Origin of the sequence: Plantibacter sp. MMLR14_011 (genome assembly GCF_001865025.1) — a bacterium.
GTDB lineage: Bacteria > Actinomycetota > Actinomycetes > Actinomycetales > Microbacteriaceae > Plantibacter > Plantibacter flavus_A.
Window position 1 is genome coordinate 1 of the sequence record NZ_MJGW01000061.1, and the last position, 21,748, is coordinate 21,748.

Consider the following 21,748-nt stretch of genomic DNA (forward strand, 5'->3'; position numbering starts at 1 on the left):
ACACGCGGCGGAGTCCTGAGAACGGGACGGTTGGTCGAACGGAGAGAGCCCCGGGTGGCGATTGCTGCCCGGGGCTCTGTGCATGGTGGTCGGCTGGGGTCCGCATGGGCGGAAGACGCCGGCGGCCGGTCAGCGCTCGCTGCGAGGGCCGCGACCGAAGCGACCACGCGGGCCGTGCTCGTGCGCCGTGTGCTCGTCCCGGCCGAAGGCTCGGGCGATGCTCTCGAGGCTGGCGAGCGTCGTCGCGAGGTCCTCGGGTGAGACGGCGTCGGCGACGGTCTGGCGGACCGCGTCGACCTTGGTGCGGAGCGCGTCGTGCGCCGCGCGACCGGTGTCGGTCAGGGTGATGCCGTCGGTGTCGACGATGACCCAGCCGCGAGCGGCGAAGTCCATGACGATGTCCGCGGTCGATCGACGAGGACCGCGGTGGTGGCCGTGGCCGGGACCGAACGGTGCGCCGCCGGGTCGGTGATCACGACCGAAGCCGGGACCGTACTCGTGGCCGCGCCCGAAGGCCCGATCGTGAGCGGGGCGGCCGTGCTCGTGGTCGCCCGGACGCTCGGCGGACACGGTGTCCGCGGTCGTTTCGGCGGTGCGCTCGGGCTGACCGAAGCCGCGACCGGGGCCGAACCCGCCGCGGCGGCCGAACCGTTCGGGGCCGCGCGGTCCGCGGCGGTGTGGCGGGAGCGCGGCGTCGATCTCCTCGACGCTCGAGGCGCCGGAGGCGATGAGCGCGAGGGTGCGCCAGCTGCGGCGGCCGAGGCCGTCCTCGGCGAGCACCTCGTGCATCGAGTGCTTGACCGCGTGGTCGACGGTGCGGAGCCAGAAGCCGAGCGGGCGCTCGGCGGTCGGGCTGGTGGACTGCTCTGGGGAAGTCGTGTGGGTGTTCATGGGTGGTCTCCTTATTTGCATGCTCTATTACATGTAAATGTATAATGACATGTATGTTCGATGATCGTCAAGCGCAGCCCAGCGAACCCACAGCAACCGACCCGGTGGAGATGATCGAGCAGGCCCTCGTCCAGATCCGACGGGACCAGTCAGGCCGTCGGTTCGGCGGACGTGGTGGGCGCGGAGGGCCCGGTCATCACCACCACGATGAGCACGGGGGTGGTCATCAGCACGACGCCCAGGGCGGCGCTGAGGGCGGACACGGACGTGGGCGCGGTCCGGGCTTCGGCCCCGGCTTCGGTGGACCCTGGGGTCCCGGCGGTGGCGCCCCTCACCCGCGCGAGCAGGCGATCGCCCAGGCGGCCCGGTTCCGGATGCTGGACGCGCTCGCTCGTGACGAGGCGGCCGGTGGCATGGGGATCACTGCGCTCGCGGAGTCGATCGGCGTCGACCAGCCGCGGGCGAGTCGGCTCGTGGCCGAAGCGACGAAGCGCGGCGAGGTCGCTCGCGCGGTCGACCCGAACGACGGTCGACGCAGCGTGGTGCAGCTGAGCGCTGCCGGCCGCGCGGTCCTGCAGGAGGCGCACCGGGGTCGACGCGACGCGGTCACGACCGCGCTCTCGGGGTTCACGCCGGAGGAGGCGGCGCAGTTCGCCGCCTTCCTCGAGCGCTTCGTCGCCGCGTGGCCGCGCCCCGACACCGACCGGTAGCTCGCCCGCCTGATCCTCGACTCCGGGTTCGCAATTCAGGAGCGTCCCGGTGAGTCGAGCTGGATCATCCCCTCGGTGGCCGGACGCGCCGGCGTGCGCCTGAGTTCCGCACAATCGGACCCGTCCGGTCCATGCGGTTCGTAATTCAGGAGGAGTCAGGCGTGTCGGCCTTGGGGTGGCGGTCTCGGGGCAGAACCGCCGGGGCGCTCCTGAGTTGTGAACCGTGAGGCGGCATCGGGACCCCGCCCTCGCTACTCGGGGCGGAGGCGGAGCTCCTGCATCCCGCCGTCGACGGCGATCGAGGTGCCGGTCGTCGAGCCTGATCGCGGGCTCGCCAGGTAGGCGACGGCACCGGCGACCTCGGTCGCGGCGACGAGTCGGCCATGCGGCTGGCGTGCCTCGAGCGCGGCGCGCTCCGCGGCCGGGTCTGGCGCGCTGTCGAGCAGTCGGCCCACCCACGGGGTGTCGGCCGTGCCCGGGTTCACACAGTTGACCCGGACGCCTTCGCGCAGGTGGTCGGCGGCCATCGCGCGCGTCAAGGACAGCACGGCCCCCTTCGTCGCCGTGTAGAGCGCGCGCTGGGGAAGTCCCGCCGTCGCGGCGATCGACGCGGTGTTCACGATCGCGGCCGACGGCGACTCGCGCAGGTGTGGGAGGGCCGCGCGCGTCACGCGAGCCATGCCGACGACGTTGATGTCGAAGACGCGGTGCCACTCGTCGTCGTCGTTCGACTCGACGGTGCCCTGCGCACCGATACCGGCGTTGTTCACGACGATGTCGAGGCGGCCGAACCGTGCCACGACGGCGTCGATCGCGGCACGGACGGAGGCGTCGTCGGCGACGTTCGCCCGCACCGACAGGCGGGTGGCGGAGTCCTCGTCTGGTGAGGGGTTCAGATCGAGGATCGCGACGCTCGCACCATCGGCGGCGAGGCGTTCGACGATGGCGGCGCCGATCCCCGAAGCGCCGCCGGTGACGATCGCGACGAGTCCGTCGAGCTCGCCGGTGTCTGCGGCGCTCATGCGCGGGCTCCGAGTGCCTCGGCCGGCTTGGCCGACGGCGCGATTCCAGGGACCGGGTCGACGAACCGCTGTCGCTGGCGGCCGAGGCCCTCGATCTCGACCTCGCAGACGTCGCCCGGTGCGAGGTAGGGGAACCGGCCGGAGAGCGCGACGCCCTCGGGTGTGCCGGTCAGGACGAGGTCGCCGGGTTCGAGCTGCAGGTACTGGCTCAGGTGCCAGATGACCGTGGCGACGTCGAAGATGAGGTCGGCCGTGCTCGAGTCCTGACGCGGTTCGCCGTTGACCCAGCTGCGGAGTCGCAGGGTACCGGCGTCGACCTCGTCCGGCGTCACGAGCCACGGGCCGGTCGGGTTGAAGCCCGGAGCGCACTTGCCCTTCGACCACTGACCACCACTCGCCGCCATCTGGAAGTCGCGCTCCGACACGTCGTTCGCGGTGACGAAGCCGGCGATGCGGCCGAGAGCGTCCTCGGGGCTGTCGAGGTAGGAGGTGCGCTCGCCGATGACGACGCCCAGCTCGACCTCCCAGTCGGTCTTCGTGCTGCCTCGCGGGATGCGGACGTCGTCATTCGGTCCGACGACCGTGTTGGGCGTCTTCAGGAACATGATCGGGATCTCGGGCGGAGCGGATCCGGACTCCGCCGCATGCGCCGCGTAGTTCATCCCGATGCAGACGACGGCGCTCGGCCGGGCGATCGGCGCGCCGATCCGGAGCTCGTCGGCGCCGTCGAGGACGGGGAGCGCGCCCGACTCGAGGGCGGCGCGGACACGGGCGACGCCGCCGCCGGCGAGGAACGCTCCGTCGATGTCGGGGGTGATCGATCGGAGGTCGTAGGCGGTGTCGCCCATGAACACGACGGGGGTCTCCCCGTCCACGGGGCCGAGTCTGGCGAAGCGCATGCTGGTCCTTCCGGTTCCGCCGGTGCCCGCGTGCGGACCCGGCTCCGTAGCCGATAACATCTGAACTCTACCGCCCGATCAGGCCGTCGCAAGAGGTGATTTCGTCCACGCTGAGCGCATTGACAGCCCAGACATCGGATGTCTAAGCTCGGTGGCACCAGCCCGAAGGAGCATGCCGACGTGAGTACCATCATCGGATTCGAGACGCACGACGTCCGGTTCCCGACCTCCACCACCCTCGACGGCTCGGACGCCATGAACCCCGACCCCGACTACTCCGCCGCCTACCTGCGGCTGGTGACGGACGCGGACGACGGCCACGAGGGCCACGGCTTCGTCTTCACGATCGGACGCGGCAACGACGTCGAGGTCGCTGCCATCCACGCCCTCCGCGAGCACCTCATCGGTCGCGAGGTCGAGCCCGTGCTCGACGCCCTCGGAGCCTTCTGGCGCGAACTCGTCTACGACTCCCAGCTCCGTTGGCTCGGTCCTGAGAAGGGCGTCATGCACATGGCGATCGGCGCCGTCGTCAACGCGCTCTGGGACCTCAAGGCCAAACGTGCCGGCCTGCCGCTCTGGCGGCTGCTCGCCACGATGACGCCGGAGGAGCTCGTCGAGCTCGTCGACTTCCGCTACCTGAGCGACGTCCTCACCCCGGACGACGCCCTCGCGATCCTCCGTCGCGCCGAACCGGGACGGGAGGACCGGATCGAGGCCCTGCTCGCAGCCGGGTACCCCGCCTACACGACCACGCCCGGGTGGCTCGGCTACTCCGACGAGAAGCTCGACCGTCTGTGTCGCGAAGCGGTCGCGGACGGGTTCGCGCAGGTCAAACTCAAGGTCGGCGGAAATGTGGAGGACGACGTCCGTCGCCTCGCCATCGCCCGGAACGCGGTGGGACCCGACATCCGGATCGCGGTCGACGCCAATCAGCGTTGGGACGTCGCGGAGGCGATCGACTGGATGTCCCGACTCGCCCCCTACGACATCGCCTGGATCGAGGAGCCGACGAGCCCCGACGACATCCTCGGCCACGCGGCGATCGCGCGCGGCGTCGCCCCGATCCCGGTCGCGACCGGCGAGCACATGGCCAACCGCATCATGTTCAAGCAGTTCCTGCAGGCCGACGCCCTCCAGGTGCTCCAGATCGACTCCACGCGGGTCGCCGGCGTGAACGAGAACATCACGATCCTGCTCCTGGCCGCGAAGTTCGGTGTCCCGGTCTGCCCGCACGCCGGTGGTGTCGGGCTGTGCGAAGCGGTGCAGCACCTCTCGATGTTCGACTTCATCGCCGTGTCCGGGAGCGAAGATGGACGCATGATCGAATTCGTCGACCACCTGCACGAGCACTTCGTCGAGCCCGTCGAGATCGTCGCCGGGCGGTACCGCGCGCCGCTCGCCCCCGGCGGCGGTTCGGAGATGCTCGCGACGTCGATCGCCGAATTCACCTTCCGGGGCGCCGGTGCCTGACCTGCTCGTCCCGCGGCTCGCGTACGGCGCCGCCAATCTCGGCAACCTCTACCGCGAGCTCAGCGATGAGGAGGCCTGGGCGATCCTCGATGCGGCCTGGGAACACGGCGTCCGCTTCTACGACACGGCTCCGCACTACGGCCTCGGTCTCTCCGAGCGTCGGCTCGGCGCCTTCCTGCGGACGAAACCGCGCGACGAGTACGTCCTGTCCACCAAGGTCGGCCGTCTCCTCGTGCCGAACCCCGCGGGGGAGGGTGCGCTCGATACCGACAACGACTTCGTCGTCCCGGCGACCGTGCGGCGCGAGTGGGACGCGAGCGAGGCCGGCGTGCGGCGCTCGCTCCACGAGTCCCTCGAACGACTCGGACTCGACCACGTCGACGTGCTCTACCTCCACGACCCCGAACGCAACGATCCGGAGTCCGGGATCTCCGAAGGGATACCGGCGCTCGCCGCCCTCCGCGACGAAGGACTCGTCGGGGCGGTCGGGATCGGGTCGATGGACGTCGCGTCCCTGCTCGCCGCGGTGCGCACGGGCCTGACCGACCTCATCATGATCGCCGGACGGTACACGCTCGCCGAGCAACCGGCGGCCGACGAGCTGCTGCCCGCCTGTCTGGAACACGGCGTCGGGGTGGTCGCCGCCTCGGTGTTCAACTCGGGCCTGCTGGCCCGCGCCGTGCCGGACCCGGATGGCCGCTACGAGTACGGTGCCGTCCCGCCGGAGGTCTTCGACCGCGCCGTCGACATCGCCGAGATCTGCCGTCGGTTCGACGTCGAACTGCCCGCAGCCGCCCTCCAGTTCCCGCTCCGCCACCCTGCCGTGCGGACGGTCGCGGTCGGCGCCTCGCGGCCGGAGCAGATCATCCAGAACGTGGAGCGCTTCGAGGCACCGATCCCCGAGACCTTCTGGACGGAGCTGCGCACCAGAGGGCTGCTCGGCTGATGCGGACGATCGACGCGCACCTCCATCTGTGGAATCGCGCCGACGGGTATCACTGGCTCGCTTCGGCCGACGAGTCGCTTCGCGATGACTTCACGCCGGAGCGTGCGGCCGCAGAGCTGCAGGCGGCCGGCGTCGATACGGCGATCCTCGTCCAGGCCGACGACACCGAGCTCGACACGATGTCCATGCTCAGTGCATCGGACGCTTTCGATTGGGTGGCCGGCGTCGTCGGCTGGGTGCCGATCGACGACGCGAAGCGGGCCGAGGTGCTGCTCGACCGTTGGGGCGCGCATCCACGGTTCCGCGGCATTCGTCAGCTGCTGCACGACGATCCCCGGGACGGCCTGCTCCTGGCCGCCCCCGCCCGCCGGTTGGCGGCGGTCCTCGCGGACCGTGGGCTTCCGCTCGACCTCCCGAACGCCTTCCCGCGCCTGCTCAGCGACGCCACCGGACTCGCGCGGCTGGAGGAGGGGCTGACGCTCGTCGTCGACCACCTCGCGAAGCCGCCGCGCGACGACGAGGCCTTCGAACGCTGGGCGACCGAGCTGGCCGCGGCGGCGGAGCCACCGAACGTGGTCGCGAAGGTGTCCGGCCTCAACCGTGCCGGTCGGCCGTTCGTGGCGGCCGGCGTGCGTCGGGCCTGGGACACCGCGCTCGCCTGCTTCGGGCCCGAGCGGTTGATGCTCGGCAGTGACTGGCCGATGACCGTCACGAGCGGCGGGTACGGTGCGGTCTGGCACGAGCTGTCCGGTCTCGTCGACGAATTGTCGCCGTCGGAACGCGATGCACTCCGTGGCGGGACGGCGACGCGCGTCTACCGGCTCGACCCCCGCGGGCCGTCGGCGACGACGGACTGACATGATCGGGCAGACGGATGGACACGGAACCATGACGAGGAGGTCACCATGCTGACAGGGATCGACCCGGTGCTGAGCGGCGAACTGCTGCTGCACCTGGACGCGATGGGGCATTCGGACACGGTGGTGATCGCCGACGCGCACTTCCCGGCCGCTCGACTCGGCGAACGCGTCGTCGTGCTCCCGACGCTGTCGACGCCGGAGGTCCTCCGGGCGGTGCGCACGGTGATCCCGCTCGACGACGAACCCGTGCTCGACCTCATGACGAGTGCCGACGGCACGGTGCTCGACGTCCAGCGGGAACTCATCGCCGCCGCCGGCACGACCGAGGACGCCGTGCGCTTCGTCGACCGGTTCGCCTACTACGACGAGGCCGCCACAGCCTTCCTCATCATCCGCACGGGCGAGACCAGGACCTACGGGAACGTCACGCTGCGGAAGGGCCTCGTGACGCGCACGGCGTGAAGCGGTTCGGTGCGGTCACCAGCAGAGCGCGACGATCGCGACGCCGACCACACCGTAGACACCGGCCTGGACCTGCCGCCGGCGGTCCTTCGGCGCGACCGCGGTCTCGACCGTCGCCCCGTGCTCGTCGAGTGAGCGCTTCGGTTTTGGTGCGTGCCACGGGAGTGACCGCCAGCGCAGGGCGGCTCCGGCGAGTCCGAAGCCGACGATCGCGACGGCGATGACCCACGCCCAGGACCAGACGCCGACCGGCGCGGCGAGGGCGCGCACGAGGGCGAGGATCACGATGCTGTCGACCGCGTCGGCGACCAGCCGGTAGCGCTCGGTCGCCGCCCAGCGTCCCGTACTCCACGCATGCGCGACCTGGAGGGCGAGGAACCAGGCGATGACCAGGGCGACGACGGCGGGGATGAGGATCTCGATCATCGTGCTGCTCCGATCTGCTCGAGGAGGGCGACACCGGCCGCATCGACCGACTCCTGGGTCGCCGAGACGAGGACCACCGTGGTGCCGGTCGCCGGGACGACGCCGACGAAGGACGCGAAGCCGCCCGTGGCACCGTTGTGCCAGACGAGGTCCTCGCCGTCGATCGCCTTCCGATCGGTGATCCAGGCCCAGCCGATCTCGCGATCGCCGAACGCCGCCTGTGGAGCGAGTGCCGCGATGCCCGGTGCGCTGCCGTCGGCCAGTCGTTCCGCGAACCGCGCGAGATCCGCCGTGTCCGAGCGGATGCCACCGGCAGGCCCGATCGCCGTGCCGGTCCATGCTGCGGCGGTCCGTCCGCCGGCGGTCTCACCGAGGAGGTCGCGGTCGCCGAGCTCTGCTGCATCGCTCACGGGGCCGGTCGAGTCGAGCCCCATCGGACCGGTGATCCGCTCCTCGAGGAGGTCGGCGTAGCTGGTGCCGGCGGCCGAGCCGAGGGCGGCGCCGAGGAGTTCGAAGCCGAGGTTGGAGTAGGTGCCCTTCGGGGTGTCGAGGGACGCGGACCGCGCCTGTTCGAGCAGCTTCTCGAGGTCCTCTCCGTACGGGTTCGCCGTCGTGAGTGCGAACCACGCTGAGGAGAGGATCGTCGAGAGGTCCATCGGCAGTCGCGGCAGGCCGGAGGTGTGGGTGGCGAGCTGCTCGAGGGTGACGTCCGCCGCGGGTGCGTCGCCCAGTTCGAGGAGGTCACCGAGCCTGGTGTCCGGGGCGACCTCGCCACGCTCGATCGCGTCGGCGAGCAACAGTCCCGTGAAGGCCTTGCTCACCGACCCGATCTCGAACCGGGTGTCCGGCTGGGCGCCGATCGTCGCGGTGCGGGTGCCGTCCGGGGTGACGACGACGGCCAGCACGGCCTTGCGGTCGGGGCCGGCGAGTTCGCGGACGGTCGCCGCGAGTTCCGCGTCGCCGGCGGCCTCTGCGGGAAGCGTCGAGGGCCCTGGCCGGAGGGCGAGTCCGGCCGCGAGGGCGACAGCGGTGCTGATGGCGGCGATGACCCAGACCCGTCTGGGTCGGGACGTGCTGCGTGGTGTGGCGGTCATGCGGGGTCCTTCCTGGGGTCGGTGGTCATTCCATGGCGGCGACGGCGACGAGCAGCGGGACGAGTCGCATGGGTGGGACCGCGACCCGTCCGCGGCCGGCGGGTTGCAGCCAGCCGGCGGCGGTCAGGACGCGGACGTGGTGGTAGACCTGGCCGGTCGTCCCGATGCCGTCGAGTTCGCCGAGGTCCGCGAGTGCGGAGGTGCCGTTGGCGACGGCCAGGAGCAGCTGCAGCCGGACGGGGGAGCCGATGGCTGCGAGCCGCGATGCCGCGGTCGCGAGTGGACCGGAACCTGCTGATTCCACGGCGTCGGGGTCGTCGCCGAGCGCGAGGAGGTCGTCGGTCGCTCTGGCGTACTGCCACTGCACGGGTCCGCCGTCGGCGACTACCGAGCCGGTGAAGAGGACCGCCCCGTGCTCGAGCTCGGCCGTGCGCTGTTCGAGCCCGTGGAGCGCCCAGAAGGTGTCGTCGGCATCGCCCGTCGCGGCTGCGGACGGAACGTCATCCGGTCGCTCGGTGGTCGTGCCCTCATCGACCGGTCGGGCGAACACGGCGGCTTCGAGACGCGCGAGACGTGCCTCGAGATCGCCGGGGTCGATGGTCGTCATGACCCAAGTGTATAAATATCGTAATTACGAAATCAAGCTGATGGCCGTGTGGTCGGCTCACCGGAGCCGCGCATCAGGCCCGCGAGCTGAGCCGCCCCTGCTTTGCATGCACCGGGATCAGGAGCCCGAGGCCGACGAGCAGCACGAGCACGATCCCGAGGATCCCCCAGAACTGCGCCCCGCCGAGCGTGACGAACAGTGCGAAGGCGGTCGGCGCGAGGAAGGACACGGCGCGGCCGGTCGTGGCGTAGAGGCCGAAGACCTCACCCTCGCGGCCCTCGGGGATGATGCGCGCCAGGAACGAGCGGCTCGCCGACTGGGCAGGGCCGACGAACAGGCACAGCATGAGGCCGAAGATCCAGAAGATCGTCGCGCCGCCCTCGTGGAGGAAGAACACGGCGCTTCCCGCGATGACGAGGCCGATGAGCGACGCGACGATGACGGGTTTCGGGCCCACCTTGTCGTCGAGCAGGCCGATCGTGATCGTCGCGATCCCGGCGACGACGTTGGCGGCGATCGCGAAGATGATCACCTCGCCGGGTGAGAAGCCGAAGGTCCCGGCGGCCAGGACGCCACCGAAGGTGAAGACACCGGCGAGCCCGTCGCGGAACACGGCGCTCGCGAGCAGGAAGTAGAGCGTCTGTCGGCTGTCGCGCCAGAGTTCCGCGATGCTCTTGGCGAGCACCCCGTAGGAGGCGAAGAACCCGACGTGCGGCCGGGCGACGGCCTGGGGTGCGTGGTACTCGGGCACGGCGAGCAGTACGGGTAGGGCGAAGACCCCGAACCACGCCGCGGACACGAGCATCGCGACGCGGACGTCCATGCCGTCCTCGCCGGTGACGCCGAAGAGTCCGACCTCGGGGGAGATGAAGCCGAAGTACACGATGAGCAGCAGCACGATGCCGCCGATGTACCCCATGCCCCAGCCGAGACCGGAGACCTTGCCGATGGAGGTGGGCGTCGACACCTGGGCGAGCATCGCGTTGTAGTTGACCCCGGCGAACTCGAACACGATGTTGCCGACGGCGAGGAGGACGAGGCCCAGCCAGAGGAAGTTCGGATCGGGCGCGACGAAGAAGAGGAGCGCGGTGACCGCGACGACGACGTAGGTGTTGAAGCCGAGCCAGAACTTCCGTCGCCCGGCGGAGTCCGACCGTTGGCCGACGACCGGCGCGAGGATCGCGATCAGCAGTCCGGCGGCCGCGAGCGCCCACCCGAGGGACGCCGACACCGCGGCCTCCTCGCCGAAGGAGTCGCTCGTCAGGTAGACGGTGAACACGAAGGTGGTGACGACCGCGTTGAACGACGCCGAACCCCAGTCCCACAGGCTCCACGCGAAGATGCGACCCTTGCGACCCGCCTGCGCCTTCACGGCGGCGACCTGCGAGGTGTCGAGGTCGACGGTGGCCGCTGCGGCGTCGGGGGTGACGAGCGGTGGTGGCGGGAAGTTGCGGGGCCGGGATCCGAGACGCGGGGCCTCGTCGCCGTGCCCGCCTGTCCGGCCGGTGTCGTCGGTGCCACCTGGGGGAGTCGTGCTCATGCACTGAGGCTAGTGCCGCGTGGTGAACGGGCGGTAGCGTGCGTCCCGCAGCGCGATGGCTGGGGGTTCGCTGGGACGCGGAACGGGCCTGGGAATAGCCGGAGGCACCCCGCGTTGGACTTGAGCGTACGACACTCAAGTTTGAATCCAGGAGGTTCACGTGCCCGAAGACTTCACCCAGGGCGGCGCAGCAGCAGACGGCGGATCGTCGTCGTTCGACGACTTCCTCGCCCGATACCTCGAGGGCGAGCGGGCGCGTTCGGCGCGGACCATCGACCTCAGCCGCTTCCTCACCGCGCGGACGCAGGAGATCCTGCAGCGCGCCGGCCGGTTCGCGCTCGAGCGCGGCCAGAACGAGCTCGACGCGCTGCACATCCTGCGCGTCATCGTGAGCGAGGAGCCCGCGAAGGACGCCGTCGCGCGCCTCGGCGTCGACCCGAAGGTCATCGCCAAGGCCGCCGAGCAGCGCCTGCCGCAGGCGTCCTCGCCGAGCGTCAAGGACCCGGCCATCACGCCGTCGGCCCAGCGCGCGCTGTTCCACGCCTACCAGGTGGCCCGCGCCGCCGGGTCGACCTACGTCGACCCCGAGCACCTCTTCTTCGCGCTCGTCATCAACCAGGACTCGCCCGCCGGTGAGGTCCTCGCCCGCGCCGGCGTCACGGCGGAGGCGCTGACCCAGGGCATGCGCCAGACCGTCGGCGACCCCGGCGTCGCCACCGACGACCAGGACGACCGCGATGCGGACGACCTCGACTCGGACACCCCGATGCTCGACCGCTTCGGCACCGACCTCACGGCGCTCGCCGCCGGCGGGTCGCTCGACCCCGTCATCGGACGTTCCGAGGAGATCGAGCAGACCATCGAGATCCTCTCCCGCCGCACGAAGAACAACCCCGTCCTCGTCGGCGAGGCCGGCGTCGGCAAGACGGCGGTCGTCGAGGGGCTCGCCCAGGCGATCGTCGACGGCGGCGTCCCGGAGCAGTTGCGCGGCAAGCGCGTCGTCTCGCTCGACCTGCCGGCCATGGTCGCCGGAACCCGCTACCGCGGTGACTTCGAGGAGCGCCTCACCGGCCTGCTCGACGAGATCGCAGCCAACCGCTCCGAGCTGATCGTCTTCATCGACGAGGTCCACACCGTCGTCGGCGCCGGAGGTTCCGGCGAGGGCGGCATGGACGCCGGGAACATGCTCAAGCCGCGTCTCGCTCGCGGTGAGCTGCACCTCATCGGTGCGACCACGCTCCGTGAGTACCGCGGGATCGAGAAGGACCCGGCGCTCGAACGCCGCTTCCAGCCCGTGCGCGTCGGCGAGCCGTCGATCGAGGACGCCGTCCTCATCCTCGACGGTCTCCGTCCGGCGTACGAGGAGCACCACGACGTCCGCTTCACCGACGACGCCCTCCGCGCAGCCGTCGAGCTCTCGGCCCGCTACCTGCCCGACCGCGTCCTGCCAGACAAGGCCATCGACCTCGTCGACCAGGCCGGAGCCCGGCTGCGGTTGCGGCTCGGGAAGGCGGTCGACGTGAGCGCCCTCGTCGAGGAGCTCGCGACACTCGAGGCGTCGAAGAACGCCGCCGTGTCGGCCGAGCACTACGAGGAGGCCTCGCGCATCCGCGACGAGATCACCGCCGTCCAGGCGAAGCTCGACGCCGCTTCCAGCGGCCCCGGCGCGCGCACCGACCGCGACGCGGTCGTCGACGAGGCGCAGATCGCCGGCGTCGTGTCCCGTGCCACCGGCATCCCGGTCAGTCGGCTCACGGAGGGTGAGCGGGAACGTCTCGCCGGCCTCGAGGACGAACTGCACGCTCGCGTCATCGGCCAGCACGACGCCGTGACCGCGGTCTCGAAGGCCGTCCGTCGCAACCGCACGGGCATGGGGGACGCGAACCGCCCTGTCGGCAGCTTCCTGTTCCTCGGCCCCACCGGCGTCGGCAAGACGGAACTCGCGAAGGCGCTCGCCGGATCCCTCTTCGCGGATGAGCACTCGGTGATCCGCTTCGACATGAGCGAGTTCGGCGAACGCCACACGGTGTCACGACTCGTCGGTGCCCCTCCCGGGTACGTCGGGTTCGACGAGGCGGGCCAGCTCACCGAGCGCGTGCGTCGGAACCCCTACTCGATCGTGCTGTTCGACGAGATCGAGAAGGCGCACCCGGACGTCTTCAACCTGCTCCTGCAGGTGCTCGACGACGGTCGCCTGACCGACGGTCAGGGGCGGACGATCGACTTCCGCAACACGGTCGTCGTCATGACGTCGAACCTCGGCTCCGAGTTCCTGGCCTCGCGGTCCGGAGCGATGGGCTTCGTGGCCGGTGGCGCCGACGACCCGACGGGCTTCGGCTCCGAGGAGGCGCTGCGTGCCCGGGTCATGGGCAAACTGCGCGAAGCGATGCGTCCGGAGTTCCTCAACCGCATCGATGAGGTCGTCCTCTTCCGCAAGCTCGACCAGCAGCAGCTGCAGGAGATCGTCGGACTGATGCTCGGCCGTACGACCGAGCGGTTGGCCGCACGCGGTGCGTCTCTCGAGACGACTCCGGAAGCGCTCACCCTCCTCGCGGAGCTCGGCTACGAGCCGGAGTACGGGGCGCGTCCCCTGCGTCGCCTCATCCAGCGTGAGGTCGATGACCGCATCGCCGAGCTCGTCGTGGGCGGCGGGGTCGGCGACGGCTCGACCGTGCACGTCGACGCGGTCGGCGGGAAGATCGTCGTCACGGAGCGTTCCGTGGTGGTGGCGGAAGCCGCCTAGGCGGGGAGATGGATCGACAGGCCCAGGGATCGGTGCGCCGGATCCTGGGCCTGTCGTCGTCTGTGCGTGGGAACCTCGACAGGCTCGGTGACCGGAGCGGCCCGGAGGGTTCCTACTCCTGAAGTCCTCGCACCGAATCCAGCAGGCTCGGCGCGCTCACGTAGAAGAGTTGCCCGTCCTGCCACACGAAGCCACCGGAGAGGTTGCCGCCCGGGTCGGTCGGCTCGAGGAGGAACGGGAGTCCGGACTCATCGCTCTCGACGAATCCGGCGGCCTCGAGTTCGGTCTGCTTGGCCGCCCAGGCCGTCTCGTCGAACGGTGCCTGCGCGACCGTCGCCGAGATGTCGGTCTGCGGCTTCGTCCAGGTGCACGCGACGCCACCGGCGTCGACGAGGAACGTCAGATCGGTCCGTGTGACCTGATACGCCCGCGGTTCCATCTGGGTCTGCTCGAGGTCCGCGTATCCCTGCTCGGTGAGGACCGTGTCGCACGTCGTAGCTGCGGCCGTCTCGGTCGCCTCGGCGGAGGACGTCGAGGCGGGGGTGGCGCTCGGAGTGCTCATGGTCGTGGAGCTCGACGTCGGGGCCCCGGATCCGCACGCGGCGAGGGCGAGGGCTCCGATCGTTGCGACGAGGGCGGCCAAAAGGCGAGGGGAGTGGCGATGGGGCATCCCCCAAGCCTAGGAGCCGCACCACATCCGGCGGATCGGGGGCAGCACGGGGGTTGGGGCAGGCAAACTGGCCATCCGCTGGGAGTTGAGCCAGGCGGACTCAACTTTCTTGACGTTGAAACCAGGCCTCGGTAGCATTGAGTCATCGAGGCTCAAGTCTCGACGTCACACCAGCATCACCCCATCAATCAGCTCGGTGCCGAGCTCGTCGAGTCGGCCGGACGCCATCCGCATGCCGCCCGAGTCGACGAGTTCCGAACCGGCAGTCAACACAAGGAGAACCAACACATGGCACGTGCAGTAGGCATCGACCTCGGTACCACCAACTCGGTGGTCGCCGTCCTCGAAGGTGGAGAACCCACCGTCATCGCCAACGCCGAGGGCTTCCGCACCACCCCCTCCGTCGTCGCATTCACCAAGGACGGCGAGGTGCTCGTCGGCGAGACCGCGAAGCGCCAGGCCGTCACCAACGTCGACCGCACCATCGCGAGCGTCAAGCGCCACATGGGCACCGACTGGAAGTTCGACGTCGACGGCAAGAAGTACACGCCGCAGGAGCTCTCCGCCCGCATCCTCGCGAAGCTGAAGCGCGACGCCGAGCAGTACCTGGGCGACACCGTGACCGACGCGGTCATCACCGTCCCCGCCTACTTCAACGACGCCGAGCGTCAGGCCACGAAGGAGGCCGGTGAGGTCGCAGGCCTCAACGTGCTCCGCATCATCAACGAGCCGACCGCCGCAGCCCTCGCCTACGGTCTCGACCGCGGCAAGGAGGACGAGCTCATCCTCGTCTTCGACCTCGGTGGCGGTACCTTCGACGTCTCGCTGCTCGAAGTGGGCAAGGACGACGACTTCTCCACCATCCAGGTCCGGTCCACCTCCGGCGACAACCGCCTCGGTGGAGACGACTGGGACCAGCGCGTCGTCGACTACCTGATCAAGCGCTTCAAGGACTCGACCGGTGTCGACGTCTCGGGCGACAAGATCGCGAAGCAGCGCCTCAAGGAAGCCGCCGAGCAGGCGAAGAAGGAGCTCAGCTCCTCGATGTCGACCTCGATCCAGCTCCCGTACCTCTCCCTCACGGAGAACGGCCCGGCGAACCTCGACGAGACGCTCTCCCGCGCCAAGTTCGAGGAGCTCACGCAGGACCTGCTCGAGCGCACCCGCAAGCCGTTCAACGACGTCATCGCCGAGGCCGGCGTGAAGGTCTCCGACATCGCACACGTCGTGCTCGTCGGTGGATCGACCCGCATGCCCGCCGTCGCGGAGCTCGTCAAGAAGCTCACCGGTGGTCAGGAGCCCAACAAGGGCGTCAACCCTGACGAGGTCGTCGCCGTCGGCGCCGCCCTCCAGGCCGGCGTGCTGAAGGGTGAGCGCAAGGACGTGCTGCTCATCGACGTCACCCCCCTGTCGCTCGGTATCGAGACCAAGGGCGGCATCATGACGAAGCTCATCGAGCGCAACACCGCGATCCCCACGAAGCGGAGCGAGACCTTCACCACGGCCGACGACAACCAGCCGTCCGTCGCGATCCAGGTCTTCCAGGGCGAGCGCGAGTTCACCCGCGACAACAAGAACCTCGGCACCTTCGAGCTGACCGGCATCGCGCCGGCTCCGCGCGGTGTGCCGCAGGTCGAGGTCACCTTCGACATCGACGCCAACGGCATCGTGCACGTGTCCGCCAAGGACAAGGGCACCGGCAAGGAGCAGTCGATGACCATCACCGGTGGTTCGTCCCTCGGCAAGGAGGACATCGAGCGCATGGTCCGCGAGGCCGAGGAGCACGCTGCGGACGACAAGGCCCGCCGCGAGCAGGCCGAGGTCCGCAACAGCGCCGAGCAGCTCGCCTACTCGATCGACAAGCTCATCAAGGAGAACGACGACAAGCTGCCCGAGGACGTCAAGACCGACGTCCAGGCCGATGTCGACGCCCTGAAGAGCGCGCTCGCCGGTGAGGACGAGGACGCGGTGAAGACCGCGTTCGACAAGCTCAACGAGAGCCAGGTCAAGCTCGGCGAGGCGATCTACGCCCAGGCGCAGGCCTCCGAGTCCGCCGCAGGAACCGAGGCCCCGGCTGAGGAGGCGACCTCCGATGAGGACGTCGTCGACGCCGAGGTCGTCGAGGACGAAGACGACAAGGACAAGAAGTAACCATGACTGACGAGAACCAGAACCAGAACCAGGACGATCCCATCATTCGTGACAAGCGACGGATCGACCCGGAGACCGGCGAGGTTCGTCAGCCTGGCACCGAGGGGGTTGACGCCGACGCGTCGGCCCCCTCGGGCGCACCTGCCGAATCCGCCGACGCCGACGCACCGGCCGCCGACGACGAGCTGACCGTCGAGGACATCCTCAACGCGGCTCCCGAGGAGCCCGTTCAGGGCGGCGACCTCTCCCCGGCCGAGCAGCTCGCTGCAGAACGCCTCGGCGACCTGCAGCGCGTCACGGCCGAGTACGCGAACTACCGGAAGCGCACCGAGGCCGGCCGTGAGGTGGAGCGCGAGCGCACCACCGGCGAGGTCGCCAAGGTCCTGCTCCCGGTGCTCGACGACCTCGACCGCGCTGAGAAGCACGGCGACCTCGAGGGTGACGCCCCCTTCACGCAGATCGCGGCCAAGCTCCGCGGCGCTGCCGAGAAGCTCGGGCTGAAGCCGTTCGGAGCGGTCGGCGAGACCTTCGACCCCAACGTGCACGAGGCCATCTTCCAGCAGCCCACGCCGGGCGCCGAGGGCGAGACCGTCCTCGACGTCGTGGAGACCGGGTACCACCTGGGCTCCACCCTGCTGCGCGCCGCGAAGGTGGTCGTCGCGGTCCCGGCGAGCTAGCCATGGCGAGTCAGGACTGGTTCGACAAGGACTTCTACAAGGTCCTCGGCGTCAAGAAGGACGTGACGCCCGCGGAGCTGAAGAAGGTCTACCGGAAGCTGGCCCGGCAGTATCACCCGGACTCCAACCCGGGTGATGCGAAGGCCGAGGCGAAGTTCAAGGAGATCAGCGAGGCCCACTCGGTCCTCGGCGATCCCGAGCAGCGCAAGGAGTACGACGCCGTCCGCGCCATGGGCGGTGGAGCACGCTTCACCGCTCCGGGTGCCGGCGGCGGCCAGGGCGGCTTCGAGGACGTCTTCGGGTCGATGTTCGGTGGTGGTGGCGGTGGTCGCCAGAGCTACAGCTACCAGCAGGCCCCGCAGGGGTACGAGGACATCCTCGGCGGCATGTTCGGCCAGGGTGGCTTCGGCCAGACCACCGGTGGCTTCCGCGGCTACGGCGGACCCACGCCCGGCCGCGACATCACCGCGCACACGACGATCGACTTCATCACGGCCACGCAGGGCGACACCATCTCCCTGCAGACCTCCGAGGGACGCACCATCAAGGTGAAGATCCCGGCGGGCGTGTCGGATGGACAGAAGATCCGCCTGCGCGGCAAGGGGCAGCCGAGTCCGGACGGCGGCGAACCCGGCGATATCGTGGTCACCGTGAGTGTCCGCAAGCATCCCGTGTTCGAACGTGACGGCCTGAACCTCCGCGTCACCGTGCCGGTCACCTTCGTGGAGGCCGCGCTCGGCGCCACGATCGAGGTTCCGACGCTCGGCGGCGACCCCGTCAAGCTGCGGGTCGCCCCCGGTACGCCGAGCGGTCGCGTCCTCCGCGTCAAGGGCCGCGGTGTCGCGACGACGAAGGGCACCGGCGACCTCCTGGCCGTCGTGCAGATCGTCGTCCCGGCGCACCTCGGCGGCGAGGCCAAGGAAGCACTCGAACGGTTCCACGAGCTGGAGCCGAAGGACAACCCCCGCGACGAACTCATCGCTCGGGCTCGGGGCTAGTAACCAGCAGCACACGGAAGGGCAGAGAGCATGGACGAGCATTCGCCGGTCTTCGCGATCGCGATGGCTGCCGAGCTCGCCGGCATGCACCCGCAGACCCTCCGGCAGTACGACCGGCTCGGTCTCGTGTCGCCGACGCGGACCGCCGGGAAGTCGCGCAGGTACTCGATGCGCGACATCGCCCAGCTCCGTGAGGTGTCCAGGCTCAGTGCCGAAGGCGTCAGCCTCGAGGGCATCTCCCGCATCCTGACCCTGGAGAACGAGGTCAGCTCGCTCCAGGGTCGGGTGCGGGAGCTCGAGCACGCGCTCGCCAACGCCCTGCTGCGGACCCCGGGCAACCGGGTGTTCGCCGCAGGCATGGAGGGGAGCGTCGTCCCGATGCGGAGCGGTACCCGCACCCGCCGCCGGACCGAGGTCGTCGTCTGGCGGCCGTCGCTCTCCGAGTAGCCGACGAAAGCGCACTCGTGGTCCTCATCCCGCGCGGATGACGACCACGAGCGCGCTTTCGGGTGCGCGTAGGGTTGGGGCATGAGCGCGCAGCCCGTGGTGACGAAGCCGGACCCGGCGCAGACCGCGCCCGCGACGGCCCGGAGGCGGCGCGGCGCCCGGCTGACCGGACTGACCGCCTACCCGCTCATGTACTTCGGTGTCGTCGCCGGCGTTCTTCCGCTGCTGACGCTCGTCGTGATCGGCGCCCCGATCCTCGTCGGCGTCCTGCTCGGTGCAGGCGAAGCCGAATGGGTCGACGGCTTCTCGCGCGTGTTCGGGTTCATCCTGCTCTTCCTGACACCGCCGTTCGGTGCCTGGGTGTGGGGGTACGTCGCGCTCGGGGTCGTCGCCTTCCTCGGTGGCATCGCCCTCAGCCTGCGGATCCTGCGGCGTCACGGCGTGCGTCGCGCAGGAGCCGTCACGCACTGGGGCATGTGGGCCACCGTCCCACTGCAGCTCATCTTCGCGGTCATCAGCCTCGTGATCGTGTTCGGTGCGATCGCGTCCGTCCGCGCCGAGGACGCCAGTGGCCTCGAGACCGTGCGAGCCTTCGGACAAGGCGTCGCCATCGCCACGGTCGTCAACCTCCTCGTCTCCGCCGGGCTCGGTGTCCTCGTCTTCCCGGCCGTCCTCCGAGCCGTGAAGGCGGAGAAGCCGGCTCGACGCGTCCGCAGACGGTGACGCCGTTCCTCGTATCGCGTGGCCGGTTACGCTGAGGGGATGCCCGAGTTCTCCTTCGACGCGCTGCGCCGGTTCCCCGATCACGAGGCACCCAACCTCTTCGCCGTCGACGCGACCGATCGGCTCCTGCTCGACGAAGCGGCCGAGGCCCTGGCCGGGCGGGTGCCGACGCCCGGCGAGATCGTCGTCGTCGGCGACACCTACGGGGCGCTCACCCTCGGCGCCATCGCACTCCTGGGGGCGACGGACGTCCGGGTCCACCAGGACGCCGCCGTCGGAGAGCGTGCCCTCGCGGCCAACGCCGAACGGCTCGGCGTCGACGGCGGCTTCCGTAACCTGCCGCTCGGCGAGGAGCTGTTCACGGGCGCATCACTCGTCCTCGTGCAACTCCCGAAGCACCTCGAGGCACTGCACGAGATCGCCGCCGCCGTGGCCCGCTGGAGCGCTGCGGACGTCCGTCTCCTGGCCGGTGGCCGGTTGAAGCACCTGACGCCCGCGATGAACGAGGTCCTCGGTCGGAGCTTCTCGACCGTCACCGCGAGCCTCGCCCGGCAGAAGTCCCGGGTGCTCCGCGCCAGCGACCCGGTGACCGCCGCCGTCGAGGGAGAGCGTGACGAGGCCGACACCACGGCCTCGACCGCGCTGCGCACCGAGCACCATGCCGACATCGGCCTGACCATCGCCGCCGCCGGCGCGGCGTTCGCCGGCACGAAGCTCGACATCGGCACCCGCTTCCTGCTCGAGGCGCTGCCGGAGATCGCGCCCGACGCCCGGACGGCCATCGACCTCGGCTGCGGCACCGGCGTCCTCGCGGTGTCGCTCGCCATCGCCCGACCCGAGCTCGCGGTCATCGCGACCGACCAGTCCGCTGCAGCGGTCGCGTCGACCACCGCGACCATCGCCGCCAACGACGACGCCGACCGCCGACTGGCCGAGCGCATCACGGTGCTCCGCGACGACGGCCTGTCGATGCAGCCGGACGCGTCAGCCGACCTCATCGTCCTGAACCCGCCCTTCCACAGCGGCACCACCGTGCACACGGGCGTCGCGCACGACCTGTTCGCCGAGGCCGGGCGTGTCCTGCAGCCGGGTGGCACCCTCGCCGTCGTGTGGAACTCGCACCTCGGCTACCGGGCGGCGCTCGAGCGGCTCGTCGGCCCGACGACGCAGCTCGCACGCAACCAGAAGTTCACGGTGACGATCTCGCGCCCCCGGGCCGCCGGCGGGCCGCGTCCGTAACTCCTGCTGCTTGGACCGCTCGACGAGCACCGGCCGCTCAATCGCCGGTATCGTCGACAGTCCGGATGGGCGTTGCAGGAGTCATGTGCGTCAGGCGGCGTTCCAGAGGCGCTCGATGCGCGACGTCGCAGCCCGCGTCGGGGTGGTCCCGACGTCCCAGGTGCGGCGCCGAATGTGCCCGTATGCTGGCCCGATGTCCGAGCCGCCCACCCCCGCAGACGGAGCGGGTCGCGACGCACGCCGGGCGGACCAGCACGAACTGACCGCGGTCGAGCGCTGGATCGACGACCGGGCCAACCGGCTCTTGCGCGACGCCCCCGACGGTGGTGCGCGGGCGAAAGCCGTCGAGTTCCTCGTCTTCGGGGCGAAACAGGCGTGGGCGTGCATCTTCGGCGCAGCGATGCTCGCCGTGATCGTCGCCGCCCGCCTCTGGTACCCCGACGACGCCTGGCTCGCCCGGAACGACGCGCTCGTCATCGCTGCGATCGTCATCCAGGTGGTCATGATCGCCACGAGGCTGGAGACCGGTCGCGAACTCTGGGTGATCGTCCTGTTCCACATCGTCGGGACGGGTATGGAGCTGTTCAAGACCGGGATCGGGTCGTGGGAGTACGACGGCGGCGGGGTCCTGCACCTCGGCTCCGTGCCGTTGTACACCGGGTTCATGTACGCGGCCGTCGGGTCGTACCTGGTCCGCGTGTACCGGCTCTTCGACTTGCGGTTCGACCGCTATCCACGGGTGTGGCTCACGACGATCATCGCCGCCGGCATCTACGTCAACTTCTTCAGCCAGCACTACGTCGTCGATCTGCGATGGGTGCTGCTCGCTGCCGTCCTCCTCGTGTTCGCACGGACGATGATGCACTTCCGCGTGTTCCGTCGGACGCACCGCATGCCCGTGCTGCTGGCGTTCCTGCTCGTGGCCTGCTTCATCTGGATCGCGGAGAACATCGGGACGATCACGGGCGCCTGGCTGTACCCGAATCAGGAGGACGGCTGGCAGCTCGTCCCGCTCACCAAGCTGGTGTCGTGGTTCCTCCTCATGATGATCTCGGTGGTGATGGTCACCTGGGTGTACCCGCCCAAGCGGCCCGATCACGTGCCGACCTGAGCCGCCTGCTGTCAACGGTTTCGGAGCGCGGTCCGCACACCGGGTAGGGTTCGGGAGTGAGC

The 21,748-nt window shown here is 70.2% G+C and carries 21 protein-coding genes; 13 read left to right on the forward strand and 8 right to left on the reverse strand.

Annotated features, from left to right (window positions below; translation table 11 throughout):
- Nucleotides 1-129: 129 nt before the first annotated feature.
- Complete coding sequence (locus tag BIU99_RS15965; RefSeq protein WP_071262196.1) at nt 130-891, reverse strand: hypothetical protein; 762 nt, start codon at nt 889-891, stop codon at nt 130-132.
- A 53-nt stretch (nt 892-944) separates the two neighbouring features.
- Here BIU99_RS15965 and BIU99_RS15970 point away from each other — a divergent pair, with 53 nt between their 5' ends.
- On the forward strand, nt 945-1,601 hold the full coding sequence (locus BIU99_RS15970; protein WP_254773640.1) for a MarR family winged helix-turn-helix transcriptional regulator: 657 nt from the start codon (nt 945-947) through the stop codon (nt 1,599-1,601).
- Between the two features lie 251 nt (nt 1,602-1,852).
- Here the strand turns inward: BIU99_RS15970 and BIU99_RS15975 are convergent, their stop codons facing one another.
- Together BIU99_RS15975 and BIU99_RS15980 are read right to left on the reverse strand one after the other, a co-directional pair.
- A complete protein-coding gene (locus tag BIU99_RS15975; protein WP_064297145.1) occupies nt 1,853-2,623 on the reverse strand; it encodes an SDR family NAD(P)-dependent oxidoreductase in 771 nt (256 codons plus the stop codon).
- Nucleotides 2,620-3,522, reverse strand: coding sequence for a fumarylacetoacetate hydrolase family protein (locus BIU99_RS15980; protein WP_082916291.1), 903 nt, complete (start codon nt 3,520-3,522; stop codon nt 2,620-2,622). Before BIU99_RS15980 ends, BIU99_RS15975 begins: the two co-directional genes overlap by 4 nt.
- 180 nt (nt 3,523-3,702) lie before the next feature.
- On the opposite strand from BIU99_RS15980, the gene BIU99_RS15985 reads away from it, so the two are divergent.
- Genes BIU99_RS15985 through BIU99_RS16000 form a run of 4 tightly spaced genes read left to right on the forward strand, consistent with a single transcriptional unit; the run spans nt 3,703 to nt 7,260 of the window.
- On the forward strand, nt 3,703-4,992 hold the full coding sequence (locus BIU99_RS15985; RefSeq protein ID WP_064297182.1) for an L-fuconate dehydratase: 1,290 nt from the start codon (nt 3,703-3,705) through the stop codon (nt 4,990-4,992).
- Entirely contained in the window at nt 4,985-5,938 is a 954-nt protein-coding gene (locus tag BIU99_RS15990) for an aldo/keto reductase (protein WP_064297146.1), read from the forward strand. Before BIU99_RS15985 ends, BIU99_RS15990 begins: the two co-directional genes overlap by 8 nt.
- Complete coding sequence (locus BIU99_RS15995; protein ID WP_071262198.1) at nt 5,938-6,795, forward strand: amidohydrolase; 858 nt, start codon at nt 5,938-5,940, stop codon at nt 6,793-6,795. The genes BIU99_RS15990 and BIU99_RS15995 overlap by 1 nt, the downstream gene beginning before the upstream one ends.
- 48 nt (nt 6,796-6,843) lie before the next feature.
- Nucleotides 6,844-7,260 (forward strand): RbsD/FucU family protein, encoded by a 417-nt coding sequence (locus BIU99_RS16000; RefSeq protein WP_064297148.1) that lies wholly within the window; start codon nt 6,844-6,846, stop codon nt 7,258-7,260.
- Between the two features lie 15 nt (nt 7,261-7,275).
- On the opposite strand, the gene BIU99_RS16005 is transcribed toward BIU99_RS16000, so the two are convergent.
- From BIU99_RS16005 to BIU99_RS16020, 4 genes are all read right to left on the reverse strand, one after another.
- Complete coding sequence (locus tag BIU99_RS16005) at nt 7,276-7,686, reverse strand: hypothetical protein (RefSeq protein ID WP_064297149.1); 411 nt, start codon at nt 7,684-7,686, stop codon at nt 7,276-7,278.
- Nucleotides 7,683-8,780, reverse strand: coding sequence for a serine hydrolase (locus BIU99_RS16010; protein ID WP_071262199.1), 1,098 nt, complete (start codon nt 8,778-8,780; stop codon nt 7,683-7,685). The genes BIU99_RS16005 and BIU99_RS16010 overlap by 4 nt, the downstream gene beginning before the upstream one ends.
- Nucleotides 8,781-8,805: 25 nt before the next feature.
- Entirely contained in the window at nt 8,806-9,387 is a 582-nt protein-coding gene (locus tag BIU99_RS16015) for a hypothetical protein (protein ID WP_071262200.1), read from the reverse strand.
- 73 nt (nt 9,388-9,460) lie between these two features.
- Nucleotides 9,461-10,927 carry an MFS transporter gene (locus BIU99_RS16020; protein ID WP_082916293.1) on the reverse strand — a complete coding sequence of 489 codons (1,467 nt, stop codon included), beginning with the start codon at nt 10,925-10,927 and terminating at the stop codon, nt 9,461-9,463.
- A 160-nt stretch (nt 10,928-11,087) separates the two neighbouring features.
- On the opposite strand from BIU99_RS16020, the gene BIU99_RS16025 reads away from it, so the two are divergent.
- Entirely contained in the window at nt 11,088-13,670 is a 2,583-nt protein-coding gene (locus tag BIU99_RS16025) for an ATP-dependent Clp protease ATP-binding subunit (RefSeq protein WP_064297151.1), read from the forward strand.
- Between the two features lie 112 nt (nt 13,671-13,782).
- On the opposite strand, the gene BIU99_RS16030 is transcribed toward BIU99_RS16025, so the two are convergent.
- Complete coding sequence (locus BIU99_RS16030; RefSeq protein WP_217635021.1) at nt 13,783-14,232, reverse strand: hypothetical protein; 450 nt, start codon at nt 14,230-14,232, stop codon at nt 13,783-13,785.
- 396 nt (nt 14,233-14,628) lie between these two features.
- Here BIU99_RS16030 and dnaK point away from each other — a divergent pair, with 396 nt between their 5' ends.
- From dnaK to BIU99_RS16065, 7 genes are all read left to right on the forward strand, one after another.
- A complete protein-coding gene (dnaK, locus tag BIU99_RS16035; protein ID WP_064297153.1) occupies nt 14,629-16,491 on the forward strand; it encodes a molecular chaperone DnaK in 1,863 nt (620 codons plus the stop codon).
- 2 nt (nt 16,492-16,493) lie between these two features.
- The gene (locus BIU99_RS16040) at nt 16,494-17,168 is read left to right on the forward strand and encodes a nucleotide exchange factor GrpE (protein WP_064297154.1); all 675 of its coding nucleotides are present in this window, start codon (nt 16,494-16,496) and stop codon (nt 17,166-17,168) included.
- A gap of 2 nt (nt 17,169-17,170) precedes the next feature.
- Nucleotides 17,171-18,166, forward strand: coding sequence for a DnaJ C-terminal domain-containing protein (locus BIU99_RS16045; protein ID WP_071262201.1), 996 nt, complete (start codon nt 17,171-17,173; stop codon nt 18,164-18,166).
- Nucleotides 18,167-18,196: 30 nt separating this feature from the next.
- On the forward strand, nt 18,197-18,613 hold the full coding sequence (locus BIU99_RS16050; RefSeq protein WP_064297156.1) for a heat shock protein transcriptional repressor HspR: 417 nt from the start codon (nt 18,197-18,199) through the stop codon (nt 18,611-18,613).
- Between the two features lie 81 nt (nt 18,614-18,694).
- Complete coding sequence (locus BIU99_RS16055) at nt 18,695-19,336, forward strand: hypothetical protein (protein ID WP_064297157.1); 642 nt, start codon at nt 18,695-18,697, stop codon at nt 19,334-19,336.
- A gap of 39 nt (nt 19,337-19,375) precedes the next feature.
- Nucleotides 19,376-20,575, forward strand: a complete 1,200-nt coding sequence (locus BIU99_RS16060; protein ID WP_071262202.1) for a methyltransferase — start codon at nt 19,376-19,378, stop codon at nt 20,573-20,575.
- Nucleotides 20,576-20,768: 193 nt separating this feature from the next.
- A complete protein-coding gene (locus BIU99_RS16065; RefSeq protein WP_083397425.1) occupies nt 20,769-21,686 on the forward strand; it encodes a DUF817 domain-containing protein in 918 nt (305 codons plus the stop codon).
- Nucleotides 21,687-21,748 lie beyond the last annotated feature (62 nt).